This window comes from Aliigemmobacter aestuarii (assembly GCF_004799285.1).
GTDB lineage: Bacteria > Pseudomonadota > Alphaproteobacteria > Rhodobacterales > Rhodobacteraceae > Aliigemmobacter > Aliigemmobacter aestuarii.
Window position 1 is genome coordinate 72,339 of sequence record NZ_SSND01000004.1, and the last position, 24,057, is coordinate 96,395.

Genomic DNA, 24,057 nt, shown 5'->3' on the forward strand with positions numbered 1-24,057 from the left:
TTTTCTGGACATCTCATCAGGAAAGGGCCGACATGCGGGGCATGGCATTTGGGGGAACGATCGTGACGCTGGCGCTGGCCGGCTGCATCGCGACGATGCCGAAGGAACCGACCCCGACCGGGGCCGAGGATTTCGCGACGTTCTGCGCCTCGTGCCACGGGGCGGATGGCAAGGGCAAAGGTGCGGTCGCCGCCACGATGGCCCGGGCGCCCGCCGACCTGACCCGGCTGCCGCAGGGCAAGGATTTCCCCGCCGCCCGCGTGATGAGCAAGATCTACGGCTATCAGGGCGATGCCGCCGCACAGGCCGTGATGCCCGAATTCGGCGACCTTCTGGAAGGCGAGACGGTGCTTTACGATTCCGGTGACGGCATCCCGACGCCGACGCCCCTGCGCCTTGTGCAACTGGCCGAATACATCCGCGCCCTGCCGCGCTGACCCGTCAGCCGCGCTGAATCAGGAAAAGCCCCGCCGCCATCAGGCCGATCCCGCCCGCGCGCGTCAGCGTCACCTGTTTCTGGATCGCGCCGAACAGGCCGAAATGGTCGATCGTCGCGGCCGAGATCATCTGCCCCAGCAGCACGAAGAACACCGCGTTGCCCACCCCAAACCGGGGCGCGACCCAGGTCACCGACAGCACGTAGAAGGCAACCAGAAGCCCGCCCAGAAACAGGTGCTTCGGCTGGCCCGGCAACGACGCGAGGGCGCGCGTGCCGCCGGTGGCGAGCAACACCAGAAAGGTCGCCGACAGCGCCACCACGAACAGCACCGTCGCCGCCGCGGCGGGTGATCCGATCCGCGCGCCAAGCCGGGCATTCAGCGCCGCCAGCAGCGGGATGCCGATGCCCGCGGCCAGCATCACCGCCGCAAAGCGAAGGGTTTCGGGGGTCATCGGCGCTCTCCATTCCGGGATGCGCGCACTTAAGCAGGTTCGGCGGAGACTCGCAAACGTGACCGGCGGGGTGCTTGCGAAGGCGCCGGGGGCATGGTTTGGTTTTTTCCGTCAGGCAGCGCAGGGGACGGACGGAATGCGATTGGCACGGATGATCGGCATTGCGGTTCTGGCACTTGCCACGGCCGCACCGGTGGCGGCCGAAACGGTCGTCATCGCCAATGACGGCGGTGGCAACATCAACGACTACCGCGCCCGCCGCGCGGCGCTCGCGCGGGTCGAGGCGGTCGAGATCCGGGGCAAATGCCTTTCGGCCTGCGTGATCTTCACCACGCTGCCCAATGCCTGCATCGGTCGCGGCGCGCGGATCGGCTTTCACGGCACGTTGCCGAAATCCGGTATCCCGGCGGTGGATTACTGGCTCGACATGCGGATGGGCGAATTCCTGCGGGGCGAGGCGCGGCGGCTTTACGAACGCGAATGGCGCCATCTGGGCGGGCGCGACGAATTTCATGTGATCTCGGCCCAGGAATACAAGCGGCTCGATCCGCAGATCCGGATCTGCAAGCGCTGACTTCGCGCGGGGGCGGGGGGCAATGCGGGGCGACCGGTCGGCGCGCCGGTCAGCGTGCAGGTCGCGCCGCCTGTCCGGGTACCGCCGGCCAGATCAGGGGCCGAAGCCGTGCGCGGACCCTGCGTTCGGCCAGGACCACGCCGACGCTGGCCAGCCCCACCACGCCAAGGGCCAGTACCAGCGAGGGCAGGCCCGACACCCCCGCCTGATGCAGCAGGAACACCGTGGCCATCCCGGTGGTGTAGTGGTTGAGGTAGATCGGATAGCTCAGATCGCCCAGAAAGCGCATCAGCCCCGGCCGCGACGCGAACAGCGGGCGCCGGATCGACAGCAGGAGCCACCCCATCGCCGCCGCCCAGACCAGCATCGACCCGATCGCCCGCGGCGTGCTTGGCTGATTGAGCAGCCACAACTCGATCAGCCCCATGACGGTGAACAGGCCCAGAAATAGCCGCAGGCGTGGCGTCAGGGGCTGTGACATCGCATGCCAGACCAGCATCCCGATGGCGAAGAAGACCCCGTGATGCAGCAGGAAGACCTTGAACGGAAAACGGTCCATCAGGGCCGCCGCGCCGTGGTGCCCGGTCAGCGTTGCGGCCAGAAGCAGCGCCAGAAAGGCCGAACTGGCCAGCCCCAGCGCAATGGCGATCCGGGCCAGCGGCAGGCGCGCCCAGCACAGGATCGCCAGCCCGATCAGCAGGTAAAAGACCGCCTCGACCACCAGCGACCAGACCACGCCGTCGATATAGGGCCCGATCGGCGACAGCACCGCCGACCGCGCCGCCCGCGCCAGCAGGGGGCCGGGATCGAAGCCGCAAAGGATCAACGCGACAAGGCTGATCGCGGTCGACAGCCACAACGCGGGCAAGATGCGTGTCATCCTTGCCAGCGCAAAGCGCATGGCGCCCGCGGCCCCGGAAAGCCGCGCCGCGCTCATCGCGATGACAAAGCCCGAGATCACAAAAAAGATCTGCACCCCCGTCGCCCCGATCCCGACGAAGGGATCAAGATAATCGTAGGCGCGCAGGCTGCGATCCATCGTCACCTCCGGCTGGTCGGTGGCGTAGGTCGCGAAATGGTTCAGCACGACCAGCATCGCCGCGACGAAGCGCAACAGGTCAAGCCCGTGGATATGCGTCGCTGGCCGGGGGCTCATGGCCCGCCACCCGACACCGGCCGGTCACGGTCATGAACGGGGGCGCGCGGAGCAATCCCGTGCCTTGCCCCGAAGGCGCCTTCTGCACAGGCGAAAATGCGCATAGGTCAAACTCCCTGACGCCGCTCCGTGCGGGCCGAGGCACGCCGTCGCAGCCAAAAGACATTATTCCTCAAGGAAATGGCAGGATTCCCGTCCTGTCAATGGCGGGTTCGGCACAAGACTGTCGCCCATATTGCGCCCCCGCCGTCATGCCCGCGGCCAAAACCGCTTGGCAGGGCGGGTCCGGTGGCGTTAGCCTTCCTCCCATGCCGAGCGATGGAAATGCAGCGATGCGCGCTTCCGTTCGGGCCATCGTTCTGGCCCTTCTCATGGCCTTCTCGGGCCTTCTGCCCCGTCACGCCCAGGCCGAGATGTCGCGGCCCGAGATGCCGAGCCCCGAAACGCTGAGGGTCGTCGTCGACATCTCGGATCAGCGGATGGTCGTGCTGTGGGATCACCACCCGATCCACGACTGGCCCGTGTCGACCGCGCGGGCGGGGAAATGGACGCCGCGCGGCACCTTCACCCCGCAGGTGCTGGTGCGGATGCACTATTCCACGATCTACGACAACGCGCCGATGCCCTGGTCGATCTTCTTTCGGGGCAATTACGCGATCCACGGCACCGAGCAGGTCTCGCGCCTCGGCACCCCGGCCAGCGCCGGCTGCATCCGCCTGGCGCCCGAGAACGCAAGGGTTCTGTTCCGGGCGGTCCAGGCGGTGGGGAAGGGGAATGTGACGATCGTGGTTAAGGATTAATTCAAGTCACAAGGGTCCACTCACACATCCAACTCTTCCACGAAGCGCGCATTCTCCTGGATATACTGGAACCGCAATTCCGGCTTCTTGCCCATCAGCCGCTCCACCAAGTCCGAGGTTTCGCCCGGCGCGTCCTCGTCGATCGACACCCGGATCAGCTTGCGGCTTTTCGGGTCCATCGTGGTTTCCTTCAGGTCCTTGGCATCCATCTCGCCCAGGCCCTTGAAGCGTTGCACGTCGATCTTGCCCTTGCCGCCGATCCCCTTGGCCAGCCAGTATTCCTTTTCCGCGTCATCGGTGACGTAAAGCCGCTTCGGCCCCTGTGTCAGCCGGTAGAGCGGCGGACAGGCGAGGTAGAGGTGCCCCTTGTCGATCAAGGGGCGCATCTGGGTGAAGAAGAAGGTCATCAGGAGGCTCGCGATATGCGCGCCGTCCACATCTGCGTCGGTCATGATGATGATCTTCTCATAGCGCAGGTCGTCGAGGTTGAACTTCGTGCCCATCCCCACGCCAAGCGCCTCGCAGATGTCGCGGATCTCGGCATTGTCGCCCAGCTTGTTCGAGGCCGCACCCAGCACGTTCAGGATCTTGCCCTTCAGCGGCAGAAGCGCCTGCGTCTCGCGGTCGCGCGCGCCCTTGGCAGACCCCCCCGCGCTGTCGCCCTCCACGATGAAAAGCTCGGTCCCTTCGCGAGATTTCGCCGAACAGTCGGTCAGCTTGCCGGGCAGGCGCAGTTTCTTGGTCGCCGACTTGCGGGCGGTTTCCTTTTCCTGCTTGCGCCGCAGCCGTTCCTCGGCCCGCAACACAAGGAAATCGAGGATCGCCCCGGCCGATTTCGTATCCGCCGCCAGCCAGTTGTCGAAATGGTCGCGCACCGCGCCCTCGACCCATCGCGCGGCCTCTTCGGTGGCCAGCCGGTCCTTTGTCTGGCCCACGAACTGTGGCTCGCGAATGAAACAGGACACCAGCGCGCAGCCCCCCGTCAGCAGGTCATCGCGCGAAATCAGTTCGGCCTTGCGGTTCTTGACCAGATCGCCATAGGCGCGGATGCCCTTCAGGATCGCCGACCAGAACCCCGCCTCATGCGTGCCGCCCTCGGGCGTGGGGACGGTGTTGCAGTAGGACTGGATGAACCCGTCGCGCGACGGCGTCCAGTTGATCGCCCATTCCACCGATCCGGGCACGCCGTATTTGTCGGGAAAGCCGACCTTGCCGGCGAAAGGCCTTTCGGCATAGGTCGTGGTCTTCTGCAGCGTGTCGCTCAGGTAATCCGCAAGCCCGCCGGGGAAGTGGAAGACGGCCTCCATCGGCGTGTCGCCATCCGGGATCGCCGATTTCCAGCGGATTTCCACGCCCGAGAACAGATAGGCCTTGGACCGCACCATCTTCAGCAGTCGGGCGGGCTTGAACTGGTGGTGGCCGAAGATCTCGGCATCGGGGTGGAAGGTCACGGTCGTGCCGCGACGGTTCGGCGCGGGGCCCACCTTCGCCACCGGCCCGAGCGGCTTGCCGCGCGAGAACTCCTGCACGAAAAGCTCGCGGTTGCGCGCGACCTCGACCCGCATCCTGTCGGACAGCGCATTGACGACCGAGGCGCCCACCCCGTGCAACCCGCCCGAGGTCTGATAGGCCTTGCCGTTGAACTTGCCGCCCGCGTGCAGCATGCACAGGATCACCTCCAGCGCGGACTTGTCGGGGAACTTCGGATGCGGGTCGACCGGCATGCCGCGCCCGTTGTCGCGGATGGTGATCGCGAAATCGGCGTGCAGTTCTACCTCGATCCGCGTGGCATGGCCCGCCACCGCCTCGTCCATCGAATTGTCGAGGATCTCGGCCACCAGATGATGCAGCGCGCGTTCATCGGTGCCGCCGATGTACATCCCCGGCCGCATGCGGACCGGTTCCAGCCCCTCAAGCACCTCGATCGACGAGGCGTTGTAGTCGTCCGGCATGCCGGAAAGCAGGTCATTGGCCATGGGATGCTCGAGTCTGTTCTGTTGGGCTTTGGCGCAGGATTAGACCATCCGCAGCGCCGGGGCGCAAGGGATGGTGTCGGCCCTGCCGGCGGCCCCTTCATTCTGGCCCAAATATCCCGGGGGCGCGGGGGGCAGCGCCCCCCGGAAAATTCTTCGTACGAAGAATTTTCCCTCCCGCCCCGCCGTCAGGCCGGTTCGGCCAGCCGCGCCTCCCACATCTCCTTGAACGCGGGCCGCGACTGGCAGCGTTCCAGCCAGGCCTTCGCGTTCGGGAAGGCGGCCATCAGCGCCGCGTTGCCCTGTGCATAGCGCAGGCATTCGGCGACCATCACGTCGGCCACGGTGAACCGGGCATCCACCATCCATTCCCGGCCGTCCAGATGCGCGTCCAGCCGCGCCAGCGGGCGTTGCAGCGCCTCGACCGAGGCGGCAATCTTCGCGTCGGCCTCGGGCGTGCCGGGCTGGGCATAGAGCATCTCGAGCGCCGGCCCCTCGATCGAGGTTGCGGCGAACAGCGCCCACTGGTCGGTTTCCGCCTGTTCGTTCAGCGTCTGCGGCGCCAGCCGACCGCCGTATTTGCGCGCGATATGCTGGCAGATCGCAAGGCTTTCGGTCAGCGTCAGGTCGTCATCCGTCATCGCCGGAATCTGGCCCTGCGGGTTGATCGCGCGAAACGCGGCCGAGGTGGTGTTGATCTGCACGCCCGGTGCCGCCGGATCGGGCAGGCGATACCCCTGGATGACCGGAACATGCTGGAAATCCAGCCCGATTTCGCCCAACAGCCACAGCGGCCGCGAGGCGCGCGACCGGTAGACGCCATAGATGGTGATCATGTCGGAAACTTCCCTGATACAGGCCCCTGATGCAGGCCCCTGATGCAGGCCCGTGTCGGCCTCTGCCGGTCACGATAATCCGTCCGTCCTGCGGCAGGCAACAGCGATGCGGCGGCTTGGTCAACTGATCCGCCATTTCTCTTGTCGGCACTGTACGAAAGGATATGTTCCTTGCCATGAAACAGCGCGAAAGGGGCTCGGGCCGGGTGCCGCCGGGGGCGCAACTGGCCGAGAGGGATCACAAGGCCGAAATCGTCGACCGGCTCTATGATGTCGCGCTCGACCCCATTCGGCTGGAAGAACTGCTGGAGGTCTGGGAGGGCCGCATCGGCCCCTTGCGTGTGGGCACGCTGGAACGGGCCGTGCCGCTGGAAGACCCCGAGATCGAGGCGCATACCGCACGGGCGACCGTATTCCTCGACCGGTTCGAGGCGACGCGCGAGGATGGCGCATACCGGTCTGTGCTGGAGGACATCCCCCGGTCCGCCGCCTTTCTCAGCGATGGCGGATCGCGGATCGTCGCGGCAAACCGTGCCGCGCGGCTTGCCTTTGCGGTGGACGAAGGGGCGCCGCTTGCCGATCTGCCCTTCGATCCCGATGACATCGCCACGCTGCGCGACGTGATCCTGAAGGTCGCGGGCGGATGGGCCGAGAAAGTGATCACGCTGCGCATCCGCTCGCTTGTGACGGGGGGGCCTGTGATCGTGCGGGTCAGCCCGGTGGAAAGCGACCGGACGGCGCCGCTTGCCCTGATCCTTTCGACCGAACTCGTCTGGCCCGAGGGTTTCGAGCAGATCGTGCGCGAGGCATTCGGGCTGACCATGGCCGAGGTCGAGATCGTGCAGGCCATCACGCTTGGCCTGCCGCTGAAGGACATCGCCGAGGCGCGCGGCCGGTCGGTCGAGACGGTGCGGACGCAGTTGCGCTCGATCCTGTCCAAGACCGAGACCCACAGCCAGTCCGAACTGGTGCGGGTGGTCCTGGGGCTGATGGATGTGGCGCTGATCCCGGCCGTCGCCGCCGATGGCCGACGCGGCGACGGCGCACTGGAACCCGTCCCCTTCCGCGAGATGCGCCTGGGCGACGGGCGGCGGCTGGAATGGATCGAATTCGGCGCTCCGGACGGGGTGCCTGTCCTGTTCATGCACATGGATTACGGCCTGATCCGCTGGCCCGTGCCGGCAGAGCGTGCGGCGGTGGCGCAAGGCCTGCGGGTGATCGTGCCGGTCCGGGCCGGTTATGGCCGGACTGATCCGCATCCCCGCGGGGCCGAGCGACTGACCGCGTGCAGCCGCGATTATGCCGCAGTGCTGGATCATCTGGGCCTGTCCCGCGTGGCAGTGATCTGCATGGGCGCCGATCTGCGCTTTGCGCTGAAGCTGTCGCAGATGCGCCCCGGGCTGGTCAGCGGCATCGTGGGATGCGCGGCGCAGCTGCCGCTGCGCACCGCCGCGCAATACGATCGCATGGACAAGTGGCAGCGGTTCATCCTGGCCAATGCCCGCTATGCGCCGCGCGTCCTGCCCTTCATGGTCAAGGCCGGGTTTTCGCTGGCCCGCCGGCTTGGGAAAGAGGCCTTCTTCACACAGGTGAACGGCGGCTCGCCCGCCGACATGCAGGCCTTCGCCCAGCCCGAGGTGCGCGAGGCGATCCTGCTTGGATCGGATGTCTGCATGACGCGCAAATGGTCGGCGCACGAGGCCTTTACCGCCGAGTGCATCGACAGCGAACGCGACTGGTCGGATCTGGTGCGGGCCGCCGCCGTGCCGGTCGTCCTGCTTCAGGGCGATCAGGACCCGCAGACGCCCATGCTGACGATCCGCGAACTGATGGGTGACTTCCCCGCGCTTGACGTCACCTTCCTGCCGGGGACGGGGCAGTTGCTGTTCTTCGCCGAATGGCAGACCGCGCTTGACCGGCTGCGTCCGCTGCTGCCGGGGCGCAACTAGAAAGTCCTGCCGCCGATCGGGTTTTTTCCGCCTCTACCCCATTCGGGGTATGCGCGCGCCTGATGCCGCGGCTAGAGAGGGGATACGACGTTTCCTCTGCGAGCGTTTGTTGAAAGAAAAGACATTTTCATCACCTGTAGAAAGTCCCCTGGAGGGGCGGCGTCGGCTGGGGCTGCGCCGCCCCTTTCACCTGCAGCGCCCCGCTTCGACGCGCCGTCACGGCCCGTTTCCTGCCCTTCCGATGCGCCCGATTTTGACCCGGATCAAGGCGGGCTGCGGCAGAATGTCGTATGATTGCAGGGTCAGTCAGGAAAGAGGAGACGCTGCATGAACGACCAGGCGCCGAACAAGGAAGGTCTGTCCAAAGGGGGCGATGCGGAAGTGTTGGAGGCTGCGGCGGTCGGGGCCGATGTCCTTGAGCCTTCGTCGAACGCCGCGACCGCGCCGGTCAAGCCCTCCGCCGAACCCGTGGCCGAACCCGCCGCCGAACCTGCAGTCCAGCCCAAGGCTGGCCGGAAGGGGCCGCAGAAATATCCGGCCGTCGATTCAAACACCATCCGTGAGGCTTTCGAATCCGGACGCTACCCCTATGCCCGGCCGATGGGCCGCAAGGAATACGAAACGGAAAAGGCCCGGCTTCAGGCCGAACTGCTGAAGGTGCAGATCTGGGCGCAGGACACTGGCCAGAAATTCGTGATCCTGATGGAAGGCCGCGATGCGGCAGGCAAGGGCGGCACGATCAAGCGGTTCATGGAACACCTGAACCCGCGCTATGCGCGCGTCGTCGCGCTGACCAAGCCCACCGAGAAGGAAAAGGGCGAATGGTTCTTCCAGCGCTATATCGAGCATCTTCCAACCGCGGGCGAGATCGTCTTCTTCGACCGGTCCTGGTACAACCGCGCCGGGGTCGAGCGGGTGATGGGCTTCTGTACGCCCGCGGAATACATGGAATTCATGCGCGAGGCGCCCGAGATCGAACGGATGCTCGTCCGGTCGGGAATAAGACTTTACAAATACTGGTTCTCGGTCACGCGCGATGAACAGCGCCGCCGCTTCACCGCGCGCGAGACGGACCCCCTGAAGATGTGGAAACTGTCCCCCATCGACAAGGCCAGCCTCGACAAGTGGGACGACTATACCGAGGCGAAAGAGGCGATGTTCTTCTACACCGACACCGCCGATGCGCCCTGGACCATCGTCAAGTCCAACGACAAGAAGCGCGCGCGGCTGAACTGCATGCGGCATTTCCTGTCCTCGATCGACTATCCCGGCAAGGACTGGTCGGTGATCGGCGAGGTCGATCCGCTGATCGTGGGCGGTGCCGCGCAGGTGATCCGGGGGGCGACCCATATCCTTGATACGGCGTTGCATCCCGATATCCGCAAGGGGCGCTGATCCCGCCCGGCTTGGCCCGGCCCGACACCGTCCAGAACGCTTGCCTTCGCGCCGCCGCCACCCCAGATAGGGGCGGATGGCGGTGCGAGGGGGCGTGCGATGTGGGATGAACGGTTTGCGGGGCCCGGTTATCTGTTCGGAACGGACCCGGTCGCGTTCCTGCCGGCCCATGCCGGGCTGATCCCGGCGGGCGGGCGTGTCCTTTCCCTGGCCGATGGCGAAGGGCGCAATTCCGTCTGGCTTGCGGGGCAGGGGTTTCGCGTGACCGCGATGGAAGCCTCGGGCGTGGCGCTGGAAAAGGCGCGCGCGCTGGCACGGGCACGGGACGTCACGGTGGATTCCCGGCAGGCCGACATCGCCGACTGGGACTGGGACGCCGGACCCTGGGATGCGGTCGTGGGGATCTTCATCCAGTTCGCCGCCCCCGCGCTGCGTGAGGCGATCCACAAGGGGATCGCGCGCGGCCTGCGACCGTGCGGGCGCGTTTTCCTGCACGGCTATGCCCCACGTCAGATCGGCTATGGCACCGGCGGCCCGCGGGCGGTGGAAAACCTCTATACCCTCGACGCGCTGCGCGCGGATTTCCCCGGTTGGCGCGTGCTTGTGGCGCGCGACGAGGATCGCGAGATCGCCGAGGGCACCGGCCATGTCGGCAAATCGGCGCTGATCGACTTCGTGGCGGAAAAGCCGTGATTGGCCGGAAGGACACGGATGCGCTAGGGTCCGGGCCGACAGGCGCGATGAGGGGGCTTCGCGGACAGGGATGACGGTCAGGATGCGAAAGGGACTGCGGGCCTTTGGCTTGGCAATGGCGGGCGTGGCGATGCTTTCGGCGAAGCCTGCCCTGTCGCATCCTCATGTCTTCATCGATGCCGGGGTCGAGGTGATCTTTGACGCCGGCGGCCAGGCAGAGGCGCTGCGCATCGAATGGGCCTATGACGAGCTCTTCTCGCTTGTGGTGATCGAGGAACAGGGGCTCGACCCCGACATGGATGGTGTGCTGACCGAGGCGGAAAACGCAGCCATCAACGGCTTTGACATGGAATGGGATGCGGATTTCCCGGGTGATACCTATGCGCTGTCGGGCGAGACGCCGCTGGCCCTGTCGCGCCCGGCCGAATCTTCGGCCCGTTACGAAGGCGGCCGACTGATTTCCACGCATTTGCGCCGGTTCGAGACGCCCGTCGCGATGACCGCGCCGCTGGTGGTGCAGGTCTATGATCCGGGGTTCTACACCAGCTATGTGATCGCAAAGGCCACGACGCTGACAGGCAGCCCGCCCGAAGGCTGCGAGGCGGTGATCTATGAACCCGACCGGGCCGCCGCCGACGCCATCCTCGCGCAGGCGCTTGAGGAATACGCGGGCGAGGATGCCGAATTCCCCGCGATCGGCGCGGCCTATGCCGAAGAGGTGCGGATCACATGTCCGGCGCCGTGATGCGTGGCCTTCTGCTGGCGGGGCTGGCGGTGGCGCTGGTCCTTGGCACGGTCTGGGCGCTTGGCCTGACCGCGCCGCTGTCGTCCTGGGTCGCCGACAGCCAGCGCAGCGTCCAGAACCAGATGGCAGGGGCCGTGCGGGCGATCCGCGCGGGTGATCCCGGCGCGGTCTTGGCGCTGCTGGCGGTGGCCTTCGGATATGGCTTCTTTCACGCCGCGGGGCCGGGGCATGGCAAGATGCTGATCGGTGGCTACGGCATGGCGCGGCGCGTGGCCCTGGGCCGTCTTGCGGCGATCGCGCTTCTGTCGTCGCTGGCGCAGGCGGCGGTCGCCGTGGCGCTGGTCTACGGGTTCATCGCCCTTCTGGGCTGGACGCGCCAGCATGTCGAGGGGATGGCCGAAACCGTGCTGGACCCGGTGGGGACGCTGGCGATCCTGGGCATCGGGCTTTGGCTTGTCTGGCGCGGCGGGCGCGGGATCTCGCGGCAGGTTGCCGCGCACGACGCTGCGCATCACCACCCCCCACATCCCGAGCCGGCCAATCACCACCACGCCCATCACCACCACGACCACGGCCACGACCACGACGACGACCATAACGAGCCTTGCGGCTGCGGCCATGCCCATGCGCCTACCTTGGTCGAGGTCGAACGCGCAACCGACCTGCGGGCGGTTCTGGCGCTGATCGCCGGTATCGCCATCCGGCCCTGCTCGGGGGCGTTGTTCCTGCTGATCCTGACGTGGAAGATGGGCATCGCGGGGGCGGGTATCCTTGGCACCTTCGCGATGGGGCTGGGCACGGCGACGGTCACTGTCGCGGTCGCGGCGATGGCGGTCTGGGCGCGCGAGGGCGCGCTTGCCGCGCTTCCGGGCCGCAGCGTGGCACGCGCCCTGCCGGTCCTCGAACTGGCTGTCGGCGCGGTGGTGGCGCTGGTCGCGGCACGGATGCTGATGACCGCGATCTGAACCGCCGCGTCCGAAAGGCGGCAGGCCTGCCGGGGCTGTCTTGCCGCTTTCATCGGGGCGGGCTATGGCTTGGCCATGACCGCGAACACATCCCCCCATCACGCCAGGGCCATTCTGGTCCTGGGGCTGCCGCTGATCGGCAGCCATCTGGCCCAGTTCGGCCTGCATGTGACGGACACGATCATGCTGGGCTGGTATGGGGTCCTGCCGCTTGCGGCGGGGGTTCTGGGCGCGTCGACCTTCTTTGTGGTCTTCATCCTGGGTTCGGGTTCGGCCAAGGCGGTGTTGCCGCTGGTTGCCACGGCGCATGGCCAGGACGACGACGTTCAGGTGCGCCGCGTCACCCGGATGGGGCTTTGGCAATCGGCGATGTTCGGGGTGATCTGCTATCCGCTGTTCTGGTGGTCGGCGCCCGTCCTGCTGGCGCTTGGCCAAAAGCCGGATGTGGCGGCGCTGGCCAGCGATTACCTCAGGATCGCAGGGCTGGGGATGATCCCGGCGCTATGGGTCATGGTGCTGAAAAGCTATCTGGCCGCGATGGGGCGGACGCAGGTCGTGCTGTGGGTGACGGTGGCGGCCGTCTTCGTGAACGCGGCGCTGAACTGGGCGCTGATCTTCGGCAACTGGGGCGCGCCGGAACTGGGTGTCCTGGGATCGGCCGTCGCCACGGTCGCGGTGCAGGTCTTCAGCGTGGTCATCCTGTGTGCCTATGCCGCCCTGCTGCCCAGCCTCAGACGCTTCCAGCTGTTCGTGCGCTTCTGGCGCGCCGACTGGCCGGCCTTTGCCCAGGTCTTCCGCCTTGGCGCGCCGATGGCGCTGACAGGGCTTGCGGAAAGCGGGCTGTTCCACGCCTCGGCGCTGATGATGGGCTGGATCGGCACGGTGGAACTGGCCGCCCATGGCATCGCGCTCGAGATCACGGCACTGACGTTCATGGTCCATGTCGGGCTGTCCAACGCAGTCACGGTGCTGACCGGCCGCGCCTATGGTGCGGGCGATGCGGCAGGGCTGCGGCTGGGGGCAAAGGTGGCGATCGTGATGTCGCTTGCCTTCGCGGGGGTCACGGTCCTGCTGTTCCTGCTGCTGCCCGAACCGATGATCGCGGTGTTCCTGGACGATGCCGACCCGGACCGCGCGGCGATCCTCGCGATCGGGACGACGCTTCTGGCCTGCGCGGCGCTGTTCCAGCTGGCCGACGCCGCGCAGGTGATGGCGCTTGGCCTTCTGGCCGGGGTGCAGGACACGCGGGTGCCGATGATCTATGCCGCGATCAGCTACTGGCTGATCGGCATCCCCGTCAGCTATGCGCTGGCCTTCCCGCTGGGTCTTGGTCCGGCGGGGCTGTGGCTTGGCCTGGTGGTGGGGCTGGCCTGCGCCGCAGCAAGCCTGATGGCGCGCTTCTGGCGCAGGGCGCCGGCACCCGAGACTGCCCCGGCCTATTCCGCCGCGTCCTGACCGGCCTTTCCCTCGGCCTCGGCCTGCCGCATCAGCCGTTCCGCCTTCTTGCGCACCAGGACCGACCGCAGGTCGTGCATCGCCAGCAGCAGCGCATCGGTCACTTCCTCCAGCGCCTCCTCTTCGGCGCGGGTCTGCGCCCAATGCGCGGTCAGGTTCAGGTGGTCGATGGTGCGGAAGATGTCGTCGATGTCGCGCCGTGCCAGCATCGACTGTCGCCTGTCCAGCCAGTCGCGGATCACCGACAGGTCGCTGTCCGTCAGCTGGTAATCGCCATGCGGCTTGATGTTGCCGTTCTTGACGTTGACCATGGCGATCTCTTCCATGTCGATGCGGCGCTGCCGGTTTTCCGTGTCCACACGAAAAACCGCCGCCCCGTTGTCACGGATCCGGAAGTAATAGTCCGGAAGATCGCCTGTCATGCTGTCCCGTCTGCTGCCCGTTGTTGCCACGCACTGTAGCAGAACCCCGCCGGGCGCCAAAGGAATGTTTGCCCCCGGCCTGACCGCGGGCCTTAATCTGGCCCCCGGCCATGCCGGGCGTTCAGGTCAGGCCTGCGCAGAAGGTCTGGATGCGGCGGCAGGCCTCTTCCAGCGCCTTGTCCGAGGTGGCATAGCTGATGCGGAAGTTGGGCGACAGGCCGAAGGCCGCGCCGAACACCACCGCGACGCCGGTCTCTTCCAGCAGGGCCGATGCAAAGGCCTCGTCATCGGTGATCTTCGCGCCGCCTGCGCTGGTCTTGCCGATGCAGCCTGCGATATCGGGATAGACGTAGAAGGCCCCCTCGGGCGTCGGGCACTGGATGCCGGGGGTGGCATTCAGCATCGAAAGGACCAGATCGCGGCGGCGCTGGAACAGGGCCTTGTTCGCGGTCAGGAATTCCTGCGGCCCGGTCAGCGCCTCGAGCGCGGCATACTGGCTGACCGAACAGGGGTTCGAGGTGGATTGCGACTGGATCGTCGCCATCGCCTTGATCAGATGCACAGGCCCCCCCGCATAGCCGATGCGCCATCCGGTCATCGCATAGGATTTGCTGACCCCGTTGCAGGTCAGCGTGCGGTCGTAAAGGCCGGGTTCCACCTGTGCGGGGGTGCAGAATTCGAAATCGTCGAAGACAAGATGTTCATACATGTCGTCCGTCATCACCCAGACATGCGGGTGGCGCATCAGCACATCGGTCAGCGCGCGCAACTCGTCCCAGGTATAGCCCGCGCCGGTGGGGTTCGAAGGCGAGTTGAAGATGAACCATTTGGTGCGCGGGGTGATCGCCGCCTCAAGCTCTGCCGGGGTGATCTTGAAGGCGTTTTCCAGCGTGGCGGTCACAATCACCGGCGTGCCCCCCGCCAGCAGCACCATATCGGGGTAAGACACCCAATAGGGCGCGGGGATGATCACTTCGTCGCCCGGATTGCAGGTCGCCATCAGCGCATTGTAGAGGATCTGCTTGCCGCCGGTGCCCACGGTGATCTGGTTCGGCTGATAGGTCAGCCCGTTCTCGCGCTGGAACTTGTCGCAGATCGCGCGCTTCAGTTCCGGGATGCCATCTACGGCGGTGTATTTCGTCCGGCCCTCGTCGATTGCCCGTTTCGCCGCGTCCTTGATGTTCTGCGGCGTGTCGAAATCGGGCTCCCCCGCGCCAAGGCCGATCACGTCGCGCCCCGCCGCCTTCAGTTCGGCCGCCTTGGTGGTGACGGCGATCGTGGGCGAGGGTTTCACGCGGGCAAGTGTATCGGAAAGGAAGGCCATGGCGCATGCTCCAGAGGGGTTCGGGGGGCATCGGTTTGAAATCCGGGCCTCGGTGTCTTAGGGTGCGCCTGAAACGCGATCAAGCGATATCGGACAAGGAGAGGCGAGATGACGGGAACCCCTGACCAGAGTTGGTTCAGTGAAAAGACCGCAACCTTCGGAGACAGGCTGGCCGGCGCCCGCGAGGCGCAGGGCCTGTCGCAGGAAGGGCTGGCGCGTCGCCTGGGCGTGAAGCTGAAGACGATCCAGGCCTGGGAGGACGACATGTCGGAGCCCCGCGCGAACCGGCTTCAGATGATGGCGGGTCTTCTGAACGTGTCGATCCGCTGGCTTCTGACCGGCGAAGGCGAAGGGCTCGAAGGCCCGGCTGCGCCCACCGTCCTTTCAGATGACGCACGCCGCGCACTGGCCGATCTGTCGCGGATGCGCGCGCAGATGCTTGTTCTTGTCAAGGACATGGGGCAGATGGAAAAACGTCTGCGGGCCTTGCTGCGTGAGGAAGTTGAATGACCGAAACCCCGGAAGCGCGTCTGAAACGGATGCGGATGCGCGCCTGGCGGCGCGGGACCAAGGAGATGGATCTGGTCTTTGGCCCCTGGGCGGATGCGCATCTGGAAGGCCTGTCGCCCGACCGGCTGGACCTTTTCGACGCGCTTCTTCTTGAAAACGATCAGGATATCCTGCCCTGGGTTCTGGGGCAGGTGCCCGCGCCTGACCGCTTTGCCGGGCTGATCACCGAGATCGGCGCCTTCGCCCGCGCGCGGCTTGAACGCGGCTAAGGCGCGGCTGAGGCGCTGTTGAGGCGCGGCAGGGGCAGACCCACGCGCCGATTTTTCCGAGAATTTGCCAACAGTTTACGGAATGTTTCCTTTTCGTGCGCGAAATTCCCCACCAGACGCAACATTGGTGGAGTTTCGGAATGACCATCCATTCCCCCGTGCTCGACGGGTCGCAAAAGGCCTTCATGCTGGGATATCTGGAAACACTGTCGCTACTTGAACGGCTGCACAGGCTGCTTCTGGATGTCATCAAGGATGAATTCGAACGCCTGCAGATCCTCGAGATCAACCCGGTGCAGGCGCTACTGCTGTTCAACGTGGGCGAGAACGAGGTGACGGCGGGCGAGCTGAAGTCGCGCGGCTACTATCAGGGCTCGAACGTCAGCTACAACCTCAAGAAGCTGGTGGAACTCGGCTTCATGCATCACCAGCGGTCGGAAATCGACCGGCGATCGGTCAGGGTGCGGCTGACGGAAAAGGGCCGCAGGGTGCGCGGCCAGGTGGCCGAGCTTTTCGCCCGCCATGCCGCCGGTATCGAAAAGCGGGGCCTTGTCGATGCGACGGGGGTCGAGGATATCAACAGCGCGCTGAAGCGGATGGAACGTTATTGGAGCGAACAGATCCGCTATATCTACTGATCAGCGCCGCCACAGCCAGGCATGGGCGGCCAGCGCGCCCTGTGCCTTGGCCAGAAGGCGGTTTGCGAGGCCGCGCCGGGGCAGGGGGCCGCCGGCCAGTCGGTCCACGATCACCTCGGGCGGGCAGGGCAGGCCGCTCTGCGGGTCGCGGTAGCGCGGATAGGCGATCAGCGCCGCATGGACCAGCTGCGCAAGCGGCGGGCGCGGCAGCGGATGGCCGTCGGGCGCACGCAGGCGCCGTTCGGGCACCGGCCCCAGATCGCGCGTCAGGCCCCAGCCGGCATAAAAGGGCGCGCCAAGGCAGGTCACCGGAATGCCCCGCAAGAGGGCCTCGAAACCCAGAAGCGATGTCATGGTCCAGACCTCGTCTGTCCGGGCCAGAAGCGCCAGCGGATCGGCCTGATGCGCGACATGATCGGCAAGACCGCGCAAGTCGGCCTCGGCGATCGTTCCCGGCCTCAGGCCCGCCTCGACATCGGGATGCGGCTTGTAGGTGATCAGCGCCTCGGGATGGGCCGCGCGCGCGCGTCGCAGAAGGCCAAGGTTCGTGCGGATCTCGCCCCCCCCCAACCGGATGGAGGCGTCATCCTCCACCTGCCCGGGCACGAGGAGGCGCAGGCGCCCGTCGCAGGCGGCTGCCCTGTCGCGATCGGGCGGCGGTTCTGCCAGCAGCACGGGCACCATTTCCCCCGGATCGGCGGGCGGGGCCTGGTCGCGCAGGTTGTATTTCGTCACCCCTGCCGCGACGATGCGCGCCCGCAGCCTTTCGGCCCGCGCGACGCCACCCGGTGGCGGGGCCGCGGCGATCAGCGCCTCAAGCCGGCTGGGGCGGGACGGGTCGTAATAGATGCCCAGATCGTCGGCGACCAGCGACAGGGGCGGCACCAGACCGGCCCCCAGCCCGCGCGACCTGAGAAACCCGTCCTCGACCCGCCGGACGGCGGTGGCAGGGGGCAGGCCCGGCGGTTCCCGTCCGGCCCAGACCATCAGGGAACGCCCGTCGGCCGCGGCCAACCGCATCGCGCGTTCCGCACTGTCGGCAAAGCGCAGCGCCCTTTCCCGCCCGAAGAAGTCCTGCAGGTGGGGGCGTTTCCACAGCCGCATGCCAAGGGCGACATGGCCCTGGCGGTCCTCGCGGAAGGCGCGCACCTCTGCCTCAAGCTGATCGACCGCTTCCTCGAAGCTGCACAGCCGGCCCCGGCACGGATCGTACCAGGTGGGCGCAAGGATCATCGCCCCCGCGAACAGCTGCGCCCGCGTCAATTGCCGCGTGCGGCGCGGGATGGGTTGTTCATCCTCGGTCAGCCCCCATCCCGCATAGAACGGCTGGCCGAAGACGCGCGGCCTGTGCCCGGCGAGGATCGCCTCGAACCCCATTTGCGACGACACGACATAGACCGCGATCGCCCCTTCCAGTAGCCGCCAGGGCGAAACCGGGTCGGCGCAAAGCGTGGTCCGGTCGTCGCAATCGGCCTGCCCGAAATGCCCCCCCCGCAGGCCCAGTGCGGTTTCCGGATGTGTCTTGATGACGATCCGGGCGCGTGGGTGATCCAGCCGCGCCTCGGTCAGCATCCGGGCAAAGGTCGTGGCATCGGCCCCCGAATGGCGGATCGAAGCATCGCCCCGCGTCTGGTCGATGACCAGCACATAGCCCGCCGGGGGAAGGGGGGGCGTGGCCTCATGAATATTGTATTTTGAAAGGTCAGAAGCCTGAAGACGCGCGATTCCGTCACGCGCCCTTGTGAGCAAGTCGGAATTGTCCAAGGGATCGGTCATCAGGTGATGTTCGATCAGCGACGGCGCGGTCGCATCGAAATGAACCCCGAACGGGTCGATCAAAAGACCGAGCGGCCCCGCACCCCCCATCCGCCCCGGTCGGACCGAGCGGAGGAACGCATCCTCGACCCGGATCAGGGGCAGGCCTGTCCGGGCGGCCATCGCCTCGCCCCGGCGGGCATAGGGCGACCGGCCCCAGACAACGATGCCGTCGCCCGGCCGGGGCTTGCCCAGATGCAGGGAATGGCCCGCCGCGGCCAGGATCTCGCGCAGCCGCCGCTGTCGCAGGAACCCTGCGTTGAAATGGTAAAGCCGCCGGGGAATGGCCCCGGCGGCTTCGGAATGCGCGCGCGCCTCGGTCAATCCCGCCTCAGCCGCCCGACCCGACGCTGCCCAGTGACGAGGCGGCGCCAGTGGTGCCGGTGATCGCGCTGATGGTGCGTTGCCACTGCACATAGGGCGCTTCGGTCACATAGACGGTATCGCCGTCACGGATCACGAAATCGCGTGCCTCGAACATGCCGGTGGGTTGGGTCAGGTCCAGCACATAGACCATGCGCTGATCGCCGATCAGGTCGTTGCGGCCCAGAACGGCATTTGCGATTTCGGCGGGTTCGTTGCGGAAGACGAAGACGCCGGTCGGGTCCGCGGTCACCGCCGACAGGCCGCCGACCTGGGCGATGGCCTCGATCGCCGACAGGGTCTGCGTCTCGAAGGGTACGCGGTTCTGTGTGCCGGTGGCGCCAAGCGCGGTAAAGGCGCGGTTGTCACGCTCGACCGTGATGCGGTCGCCGTTGCGCAGCGCGATGTCGAGCCCCGGATTTTCGTAAAGGTCGCGCAGCCAGACCTTGCCGGTCTTGCCGCCCCGCGTCACGCGCACGATGGCAACATCGGGTTCGATGGCGATCCCGCCCGCCTTGGCCAGCATGGCCGAAAGCGTGCGCGTCGGCCGTTCGATCGGATAGACGCCCTGGCCGTTGACCGCGCCCGAGATCGAAACCGACGATCCGTCGCCCGCCACGCGCTGCACCGTCACCTGCGGGTCGGGCGTCTGCGTGTCGAGCTTGCGGGTGATCGCCTGGCGCAGGCCTTCGGGGGTCTGGCCCGCGGCCTTGATCCGCCCGGCGTAGGGCACGAAAATGAAGCCCTGACCATCGACCTGCACCTGATCCAGCAGGCTCACGCGCTGGCCGGTATTGCCCAGTAGCGGGTCGTCCTTGACGTTCTCGAACACGGTCAGCGCAAGGATATCGCCGGCAGAGATCGTGTCAGACCCGACCACGCCCGCATTGCGGAAATCGGATCCGAAGCCGAAGGCGGGGATGACCGAGGTGGCCTGGGTCACACGGTTGTTCACCGTCACAATGAAGGCATCGCCCTCGTTCAGTACCGAGCCTGCGAAGATTTCCTTCTTGTTCGGGCCGGGGCGGGGCAGACCGCAGCCCGCGACCATGCCCACAAGCGCGACAAGGGCCAATGCCTTGGCCCCTCTTGATGCCGAAAAAACCACTGCTCGGGCTCCTTTACTGGATACTGCCTCAAGTTTTTTGTGCAAACCTATCGAAAGAGGCAGGAAAATGCCAGCACGGCGTTTCGCGGTCAGTTCACCAGACGCAACTGTTGCCGTGGTGCCGCGTTGCCCGATGTCAGCGCGTCATAGGGATCTTCGGGCGCCAGCATCATGTCGACGACCTGCCGCAGCAGCGCGCGCCGCCCCTTTGAGGAATAGAACCCCCCCGGCACCTGCGAGGTTTCCAGCAGGTAATGGCGATAGTCGCGGTAGGCGCGGCTGTCGGGCCGGGTGGGCTGCGCGAAGAAGTCGTGCAGCGGCTGGGTCGAGACGAATTCCGGCTTGGCATAGACCGCGGCACCGAAACATTTCAGCGGAAGCCCGCGCCAAAGCACCTGCTGGCCGGCGGTGGAATTCACGGTGACGGCGCTGCGCGCATGGTTCAGAAGCTGGGCCAGCTTGCCGCCCCTGACGAAATGGACACGTGCCGAAACGCCATGCTGGCGCGCCAGGCGGCGGATCTCGCGGGCCAGCGGCGCGCGCCCGTCTTCCAGCGGATGCGCCTTGAACACCAGATGGTGATGTGGCGCGGCCCCGCGGGCGAAGCCCTCGATCACGAGCGCCAGGAATTCCGTCATGCTGGAAAACGGCGAATGCATGCGGAAACTTGCGTCATGTTCCAGTTGCAGAAGGCACAGGTGATAGGGAAAACCGCCATGCCTGATGCGGAAGGTGGCGATCATCCGTTCGACGATATGCAGCGGCAAAAGCGCAAGCCTGCGGCAATACAGCAGGAATTCCTGCCGGACGGTCAGCGCCCGATGCGGGCGGAAGTTGCGGTAATCCCAGAACCCGGTCAGCACGAACCAGTGATAGAGCGCGCCATAGAACATGTGCTGGCGCATGTCGCCCCAGCGGGCGGGCGCATCGGGCAGGTCGATGTCGGACTGCGCGAGCGCCGCCTGCATCTGGCTGACGGACAGCGACATCAGGCGCGAATGGCCGTTCGATCCGCCGCGTTCGTATGTCACCCAGTGGGGGCGCAGATAGCCTTCCTCGAAGACATGCACGGTCAGCCCCGCCTCGCGTGCGATGGTCACCGCATGGGCATGGATCGGCCGCGTGTCGCCGTAAAGTACGACGTCGGTGATCCGGTAGTCGCGGATCAGGTCGCGGAAGGTGTCGGGCCATGCCTCGGGCGTGCCGCGATAGGGGATGAAGCTGCGGCTGGTGGGCCAGAAGGCGCGGTCGCCGCGATTGAAGCCGACGCGCCAGACCTGCGCGCCCGAGGCTTCGACCATCCGGCCCAGCCGGTGGAAGAACGGCCCATGCGGACCTTGCAGAAAAAGGAACCGGCGATCCTCACCCGAAAGACGCATACCCACACCCGTTTGCCCGCACCCGACTAGCAGAGCGGCCCCCCGCGAAGAAAGGGGAAAACCCACACGACCCCGTCAATACCTGCCAAGAAGGGCGGAAATGCGGCAACCCTAGCCGCGCCCGGCTTGCACGCGGGGGCCGGGCGGGCTACCTCGGGGGACGGATGCGGGGCTGACGGACGAAGGAGACGGGCGATGTTCACCGGGATCGTGACGGACATCGGCGAGGTGCTGGAGCTGGAGCAGACGGGCGACCTGCGCGCCCGGATCGGCACGCATTACGACGTGGAGGGAATCGACATCGGCGCCTCGATCGCCTGTGACGGCGTCTGCCTGACGGTGATCGCCCTGGGGCGCGAGCCGATGAACTGGTTCGACGTCCAGATCAGCGCCGAAAGCGTGGCCAAGACGAACATCGGCGGCTGGCACAAGGGCAAGCAGATCAACCTGGAACGCGCGCTGAAGGTGGGCGACGAACTGGGCGGGCATATCGTTTCGGGCCATGTCGACGGTGTGGCCGAGGTGGTGCGCCTGACCCCCGAGGGCGACAGCCTGCGCGTGACCTTCCGCGCGCCCGAGGCGCTGGCCCGTTTCATCGCGCCGAAAGGGTCTGTCGCGCTGAACGGCACATCGCTGACCGTGAACGAGGTCGATGGCTGCGATTTCGGCATCAACTTCATCCCGCATACCCGGAAGGCCACCACATGGGGCGGCGTCGCGGTGGGGGATCGCGTCAACCTCGAGGTCGATACGATGGCGCGCTATGTCGCGCGGCTCAGGGACTGGTCGTGATGGCTGGCATCGGCCCCGGCCATAACGGCGGCCCGACGATGGAGCCGGGCACAAGCTGGCGGCGGCATTGCTGGAGCGCGGCGCGGGCCAGCCTGTTGCCGACCCTGCCGGTCGAGGTGGTCCGCCTGCGCGTTCGGCGGGCTGCGGAACTGGGGCTTGATTACCGGACCTATGCCGGGGTACGGGCCACCACAGGGCATGACATCGTGGCCTTTCTCTTTTCCACCAATGCCTTGCGGATGCTGCGCGACGGTCAGCCCATGCCCTGCGCGCGCCGGGAAAAGCTGGCTTCGCTGACGTCCTGCGGGCGCGTGGCGCTGGTGCAGGGCAGGCTGTCGCGCGACCGGGTGCTGGCGCAGGCCGAAGGCGCACTTGACACGGCCCACCCCGCCCCGGCGCCTCTTGCGCAATGGGGCGAGGCGCGTGCGGTGCTGCGCGCGGCGCTTGGCCGGTTGCCCTCGGATCAGGTGGTCCTTGTCGGGGATCACGGGCTTGAAGGCGAATGGGCCGCCGCCGCCCGCCTAGCCGCCTGGCTGCCCGCCGAACGCTATTTCGCCTGACGCAGCACTGCGCCGGGGTTCATGATCCCCAACGGGTCAAGCGCATCCTTGATCGCCCGCATGGCGGCGAGTTTCGCCGGATCGCCGTAGGTTTCCAGATCCTTGACCTTCAGCCGCCCGATGCCGTGTTCGGCGCTGACCGATCCGCCCATTTCGTGCACCAGATCATGCACGCAGGTCTTGATCGCGTCGCGCGCGCCCTCGTGGTCGGCCCGGCTCTGGCCGCGCGCGGGAAAGACGTTGTAATGCAGGTTGCCGTCGCCCAGGTGGCCAAAGCAGTTTATCCGCCATTCGCCCAACCGGGCCAGCGCGGGGCCCGCCCTGTCGATGAAGGCCGGGATTTCCGACAGCGGCAGCGAGATATCATGCGAGGACACCGCGCCGATGTGCCGGTTCGCCTCGGGCAGGCTTTCGCGCAGGGTCCAGAAATCGTGCCGCTGCGCCTCGTTCTGGGCGATCACCCCGTCGGTGACCAGACCCGCCTCGGCGCCGGCGACGAACAGCGCCTCAAGCGCTTCGGCGGGGTCCAGACCAGTGGGCAGGCCGAGGTCGATCAGCACCATCCAGTCCGGCGGATCGGCCAGGGGATGGCGCACCTGCGGCATGGTTTCCGACAGGAATTCAAGGCCCTGGCGCGCGATCAGCTCGAAGGCCGACACAAGGCCGGGCAGGTGATCCTGGGTCAGCGCCAGAAGGTCCAGCGCGGCCGAGGGCGAGGGCACGACAAACAGCGCCGTTCCCTGTCCCGCCGGGCGGGGAAACAGGCGCAGGGTCGCGGCGGTGATGATCCCCAGCGTGCCTTCCGAGCCTATCAGCAGGTTGCGCAGGTCGTAGCCGGTGTTGTCCTTCCGCAGCCGTCTCAGCCCGTGCCAGATGCTGCCGTCGGGCAGCACCGCCTCAAGCCCCAGGCACAGGTCACGAGCGTTGCCATAGCGCAGCACATTAACGCCGCCCGCATTGGCCGCCAGATTGCCGCCGATCCGGCAGGACCCGTCCGAGGCCAGCGCCAGCGGGAACAGCCGGTTCACGCCTTCGGCTGCGGCCTGGATATCGGCCAGGATCGCACCGGCTTCGGCGATCAGCACGTTTTCGCGTGGCAGCACCTCGCGGATGCGGGTCATCCGTTCCAGCGACAGGATCAGCGGCAGCGGGCCATCGGGCATCACCTGCCCGCCGACAAGCCCGGTGCCGCCGCCAAGCGGCACGATGCCCACCCGCGCCTCGGCTGCGGCCCGGACGATGGTGGCGACCTCGCCGGTCGTGGCCGGGCAGGCCACCGCCCCCGCGATCCCGTGCCAGCGGCCGCGCGGTTCTTCCAGATGGCGGCTTTCGGGTGTGCGCAGCGTGCCTTCGGGCAAGATCGCGCGGAGGCGGTCAAGAAAGGCGGCATCGGCAGGGTTCAGCATCGTCGGGTGCTCCGGTTTCCGGTCGATCCGTAAACCGCG

24 protein-coding genes are annotated in these 24,057 nt (G+C 66.8%); 14 read left to right on the forward strand and 10 right to left on the reverse strand.

The window, feature by feature from the left end; translation table 11 throughout:
- Window positions 1-41: 41 nt before the first annotated feature.
- Window positions 42-437 carry a c-type cytochrome gene (locus tag E7811_RS13980; protein ID WP_246020455.1) on the forward strand — a complete coding sequence of 132 codons (396 nt, stop codon included), beginning with the start codon at window positions 42-44 and terminating at the stop codon, window positions 435-437.
- A 4-nt stretch (window positions 438-441) separates the two neighbouring features.
- Here E7811_RS13980 and E7811_RS13985 read toward each other — a convergent pair whose 3' ends face one another.
- Window positions 442-891: a DMT family transporter gene (locus E7811_RS13985; protein WP_136395293.1), complete on the reverse strand. Its 450-nt coding sequence runs from the start codon at window positions 889-891 to the stop codon at window positions 442-444.
- A 136-nt stretch (window positions 892-1,027) separates the two neighbouring features.
- Here E7811_RS13985 and E7811_RS13990 point away from each other — a divergent pair, with 136 nt between their 5' ends.
- The gene (locus E7811_RS13990) at window positions 1,028-1,465 is read left to right on the forward strand and encodes a hypothetical protein (RefSeq protein ID WP_136395294.1); all 438 of its coding nucleotides are present in this window, start codon (window positions 1,028-1,030) and stop codon (window positions 1,463-1,465) included.
- A 49-nt stretch (window positions 1,466-1,514) separates the two neighbouring features.
- On the opposite strand, the gene E7811_RS13995 is transcribed toward E7811_RS13990, so the two are convergent.
- On the reverse strand, window positions 1,515-2,621 hold the full coding sequence (locus E7811_RS13995; RefSeq protein ID WP_136395295.1) for an acyltransferase family protein: 1,107 nt from the start codon (window positions 2,619-2,621) through the stop codon (window positions 1,515-1,517).
- A 332-nt stretch (window positions 2,622-2,953) separates the two neighbouring features.
- Here E7811_RS13995 and E7811_RS14000 point away from each other — a divergent pair, with 332 nt between their 5' ends.
- Window positions 2,954-3,421 (forward strand): L,D-transpeptidase, encoded by a 468-nt coding sequence (locus E7811_RS14000; protein WP_246020457.1) that lies wholly within the window; start codon window positions 2,954-2,956, stop codon window positions 3,419-3,421.
- A 20-nt stretch (window positions 3,422-3,441) separates the two neighbouring features.
- Here E7811_RS14000 and parE read toward each other — a convergent pair whose 3' ends face one another.
- Window positions 3,442-5,397 (reverse strand): DNA topoisomerase IV subunit B, encoded by a 1,956-nt coding sequence (gene parE, locus E7811_RS14005; RefSeq protein ID WP_136395296.1) that lies wholly within the window; start codon window positions 5,395-5,397, stop codon window positions 3,442-3,444.
- 185 nt (window positions 5,398-5,582) lie between these two features.
- Window positions 5,583-6,230, reverse strand: a complete 648-nt coding sequence (locus E7811_RS14010) for a glutathione S-transferase family protein (protein WP_136395297.1) — start codon at window positions 6,228-6,230, stop codon at window positions 5,583-5,585.
- Between the two features lie 176 nt (window positions 6,231-6,406).
- On the opposite strand from E7811_RS14010, the gene E7811_RS14015 reads away from it, so the two are divergent.
- The 6 genes from E7811_RS14015 (at window position 6,407) to E7811_RS14040 (ending at window position 13,432) form a co-directional block, all read left to right on the forward strand.
- Window positions 6,407-8,179, forward strand: coding sequence for a LuxR C-terminal-related transcriptional regulator (locus E7811_RS14015; RefSeq protein ID WP_168733037.1), 1,773 nt, complete (start codon window positions 6,407-6,409; stop codon window positions 8,177-8,179).
- Window positions 8,180-8,506: 327 nt separating this feature from the next.
- Window positions 8,507-9,574: a polyphosphate kinase 2 gene (gene ppk2 / locus E7811_RS14020; protein WP_136395299.1), complete on the forward strand. Its 1,068-nt coding sequence runs from the start codon at window positions 8,507-8,509 to the stop codon at window positions 9,572-9,574.
- A gap of 99 nt (window positions 9,575-9,673) precedes the next feature.
- Window positions 9,674-10,267, forward strand: a complete 594-nt coding sequence (locus E7811_RS14025; RefSeq protein WP_136395300.1) for a class I SAM-dependent methyltransferase — start codon at window positions 9,674-9,676, stop codon at window positions 10,265-10,267.
- An 82-nt stretch (window positions 10,268-10,349) separates the two neighbouring features.
- Window positions 10,350-11,012, forward strand: coding sequence for a DUF1007 family protein (locus E7811_RS14030; RefSeq protein WP_168733038.1), 663 nt, complete (start codon window positions 10,350-10,352; stop codon window positions 11,010-11,012).
- On the forward strand, window positions 10,997-11,977 hold the full coding sequence (locus E7811_RS14035) for a nickel/cobalt transporter (RefSeq protein WP_246020459.1): 981 nt from the start codon (window positions 10,997-10,999) through the stop codon (window positions 11,975-11,977). The genes E7811_RS14030 and E7811_RS14035 overlap by 16 nt, the downstream gene beginning before the upstream one ends.
- A gap of 75 nt (window positions 11,978-12,052) precedes the next feature.
- Complete coding sequence (locus E7811_RS14040) at window positions 12,053-13,432, forward strand: MATE family efflux transporter (protein ID WP_136395302.1); 1,380 nt, start codon at window positions 12,053-12,055, stop codon at window positions 13,430-13,432.
- Here the strand turns inward: E7811_RS14040 and E7811_RS14045 are convergent.
- Entirely contained in the window at window positions 13,414-13,854 is a 441-nt protein-coding gene (locus tag E7811_RS14045) for a hypothetical protein (RefSeq protein WP_136395303.1), read from the reverse strand. The two genes, E7811_RS14040 and E7811_RS14045, sit on opposite strands and share 19 nt — an antisense overlap.
- Window positions 13,855-13,975: 121 nt before the next feature.
- Complete coding sequence (locus E7811_RS14050) at window positions 13,976-15,178, reverse strand: pyridoxal phosphate-dependent aminotransferase (RefSeq protein ID WP_136395304.1); 1,203 nt, start codon at window positions 15,176-15,178, stop codon at window positions 13,976-13,978.
- 108 nt (window positions 15,179-15,286) lie between these two features.
- On the opposite strand from E7811_RS14050, the gene E7811_RS14055 reads away from it, so the two are divergent.
- From E7811_RS14055 to E7811_RS14065, 3 genes are all read left to right on the forward strand, one after another.
- The gene (locus tag E7811_RS14055; RefSeq protein ID WP_136395305.1) at window positions 15,287-15,688 is read left to right on the forward strand and encodes a helix-turn-helix domain-containing protein; all 402 of its coding nucleotides are present in this window, start codon (window positions 15,287-15,289) and stop codon (window positions 15,686-15,688) included.
- The gene (locus E7811_RS14060) at window positions 15,685-15,957 is read left to right on the forward strand and encodes an FAD assembly factor SdhE (RefSeq protein ID WP_136395306.1); all 273 of its coding nucleotides are present in this window, start codon (window positions 15,685-15,687) and stop codon (window positions 15,955-15,957) included. The genes E7811_RS14055 and E7811_RS14060 overlap by 4 nt, the downstream gene beginning before the upstream one ends.
- Window positions 15,958-16,097: 140 nt before the next feature.
- Window positions 16,098-16,595 (forward strand): MarR family winged helix-turn-helix transcriptional regulator, encoded by a 498-nt coding sequence (locus tag E7811_RS14065; protein WP_136395307.1) that lies wholly within the window; start codon window positions 16,098-16,100, stop codon window positions 16,593-16,595.
- On the opposite strand, the gene E7811_RS14070 is transcribed toward E7811_RS14065, so the two are convergent.
- The 3 genes from E7811_RS14070 to E7811_RS14080 form a co-directional block, all read right to left on the reverse strand.
- Window positions 16,596-18,734, reverse strand: a complete 2,139-nt coding sequence (locus E7811_RS14070) for a capsular polysaccharide biosynthesis protein (RefSeq protein WP_246020461.1) — start codon at window positions 18,732-18,734, stop codon at window positions 16,596-16,598.
- Window positions 18,735-18,741: 7 nt separating this feature from the next.
- Entirely contained in the window at window positions 18,742-19,824 is a 1,083-nt protein-coding gene (locus E7811_RS14075; protein ID WP_136395574.1) for a polysaccharide biosynthesis/export family protein, read from the reverse strand.
- Between the two features lie 146 nt (window positions 19,825-19,970).
- Window positions 19,971-21,260, reverse strand: a complete 1,290-nt coding sequence (locus E7811_RS14080; RefSeq protein ID WP_136395309.1) for a capsule biosynthesis protein — start codon at window positions 21,258-21,260, stop codon at window positions 19,971-19,973.
- 195 nt (window positions 21,261-21,455) lie between these two features.
- Between E7811_RS14080 and E7811_RS14085 the strand changes: the two genes are divergently transcribed.
- Together E7811_RS14085 and E7811_RS14090 are read left to right on the forward strand one after the other, a co-directional pair.
- Entirely contained in the window at window positions 21,456-22,052 is a 597-nt protein-coding gene (locus E7811_RS14085; RefSeq protein WP_136395310.1) for a riboflavin synthase, read from the forward strand.
- Entirely contained in the window at window positions 22,052-22,612 is a 561-nt protein-coding gene (locus E7811_RS14090; protein ID WP_136395311.1) for a hypothetical protein, read from the forward strand. The genes E7811_RS14085 and E7811_RS14090 overlap by 1 nt, the downstream gene beginning before the upstream one ends.
- Here E7811_RS14090 and E7811_RS14095 read toward each other — a convergent pair.
- Window positions 22,600-24,018: an FAD-binding oxidoreductase gene (locus E7811_RS14095; protein WP_136395312.1), complete on the reverse strand. Its 1,419-nt coding sequence runs from the start codon at window positions 24,016-24,018 to the stop codon at window positions 22,600-22,602. The two genes, E7811_RS14090 and E7811_RS14095, sit on opposite strands and share 13 nt — an antisense overlap.
- Window positions 24,019-24,057 lie beyond the last annotated feature (39 nt).

Bases quoted from the DNA above. Each gene is read 5' to 3' on its own strand.
- E7811_RS14015 (WP_168733037.1), top strand. From the start codon at position 6,407: ATGAAACAGCGCGAAAGGGGCTCGGGCCGGGTGCCGCCGGGGGCGCAA.
- parE (WP_136395296.1), bottom strand. From the start codon at position 5,397: ATGGCCAATGACCTGCTTTCCGGCATGCCGGACGACTACAACGCCTCG.
- E7811_RS14045 (WP_136395303.1), bottom strand. From the start codon at position 13,854: ATGACAGGCGATCTTCCGGACTATTACTTCCGGATCCGTGACAACGGG.
- E7811_RS14065 (WP_136395307.1), top strand. From the start codon at position 16,098: ATGACCATCCATTCCCCCGTGCTCGACGGGTCGCAAAAGGCCTTCATG.
- E7811_RS14035 (WP_246020459.1), top strand. From the start codon at position 10,997: ATGTCCGGCGCCGTGATGCGTGGCCTTCTGCTGGCGGGGCTGGCGGTG.
- E7811_RS14080 (WP_136395309.1), bottom strand. From the start codon at position 21,260: ATGCGTCTTTCGGGTGAGGATCGCCGGTTCCTTTTTCTGCAAGGTCCG.
- E7811_RS13990 (WP_136395294.1), top strand. From the start codon at position 1,028: ATGCGATTGGCACGGATGATCGGCATTGCGGTTCTGGCACTTGCCACG.
- E7811_RS14040 (WP_136395302.1), top strand. From the start codon at position 12,053: ATGACCGCGAACACATCCCCCCATCACGCCAGGGCCATTCTGGTCCTG.
- E7811_RS13980 (WP_246020455.1), top strand. From the start codon at position 42: ATGGCATTTGGGGGAACGATCGTGACGCTGGCGCTGGCCGGCTGCATC.
- E7811_RS13985 (WP_136395293.1), bottom strand. From the start codon at position 891: ATGACCCCCGAAACCCTTCGCTTTGCGGCGGTGATGCTGGCCGCGGGC.
- E7811_RS14030 (WP_168733038.1), top strand. From the start codon at position 10,350: ATGCGAAAGGGACTGCGGGCCTTTGGCTTGGCAATGGCGGGCGTGGCG.
- E7811_RS14060 (WP_136395306.1), top strand. From the start codon at position 15,685: ATGACCGAAACCCCGGAAGCGCGTCTGAAACGGATGCGGATGCGCGCC.
- E7811_RS14085 (WP_136395310.1), top strand. From the start codon at position 21,456: ATGTTCACCGGGATCGTGACGGACATCGGCGAGGTGCTGGAGCTGGAG.
- E7811_RS14025 (WP_136395300.1), top strand. From the start codon at position 9,674: ATGTGGGATGAACGGTTTGCGGGGCCCGGTTATCTGTTCGGAACGGAC.
- E7811_RS14010 (WP_136395297.1), bottom strand. From the start codon at position 6,230: ATGATCACCATCTATGGCGTCTACCGGTCGCGCGCCTCGCGGCCGCTG.
- E7811_RS14000 (WP_246020457.1), top strand. From the start codon at position 2,954: ATGCGCGCTTCCGTTCGGGCCATCGTTCTGGCCCTTCTCATGGCCTTC.
- E7811_RS14050 (WP_136395304.1), bottom strand. From the start codon at position 15,178: ATGGCCTTCCTTTCCGATACACTTGCCCGCGTGAAACCCTCGCCCACG.
- E7811_RS14090 (WP_136395311.1), top strand. From the start codon at position 22,052: ATGGCTGGCATCGGCCCCGGCCATAACGGCGGCCCGACGATGGAGCCG.
- E7811_RS14095 (WP_136395312.1), bottom strand. From the start codon at position 24,018: ATGCTGAACCCTGCCGATGCCGCCTTTCTTGACCGCCTCCGCGCGATC.
- E7811_RS14075 (WP_136395574.1), bottom strand. From the start codon at position 19,824: ATGGTCGCGGGCTGCGGTCTGCCCCGCCCCGGCCCGAACAAGAAGGAA.
- E7811_RS14055 (WP_136395305.1), top strand. From the start codon at position 15,287: ATGACGGGAACCCCTGACCAGAGTTGGTTCAGTGAAAAGACCGCAACC.
- ppk2 (WP_136395299.1), top strand. From the start codon at position 8,507: ATGAACGACCAGGCGCCGAACAAGGAAGGTCTGTCCAAAGGGGGCGAT.
- E7811_RS13995 (WP_136395295.1), bottom strand. From the start codon at position 2,621: ATGAGCCCCCGGCCAGCGACGCATATCCACGGGCTTGACCTGTTGCGC.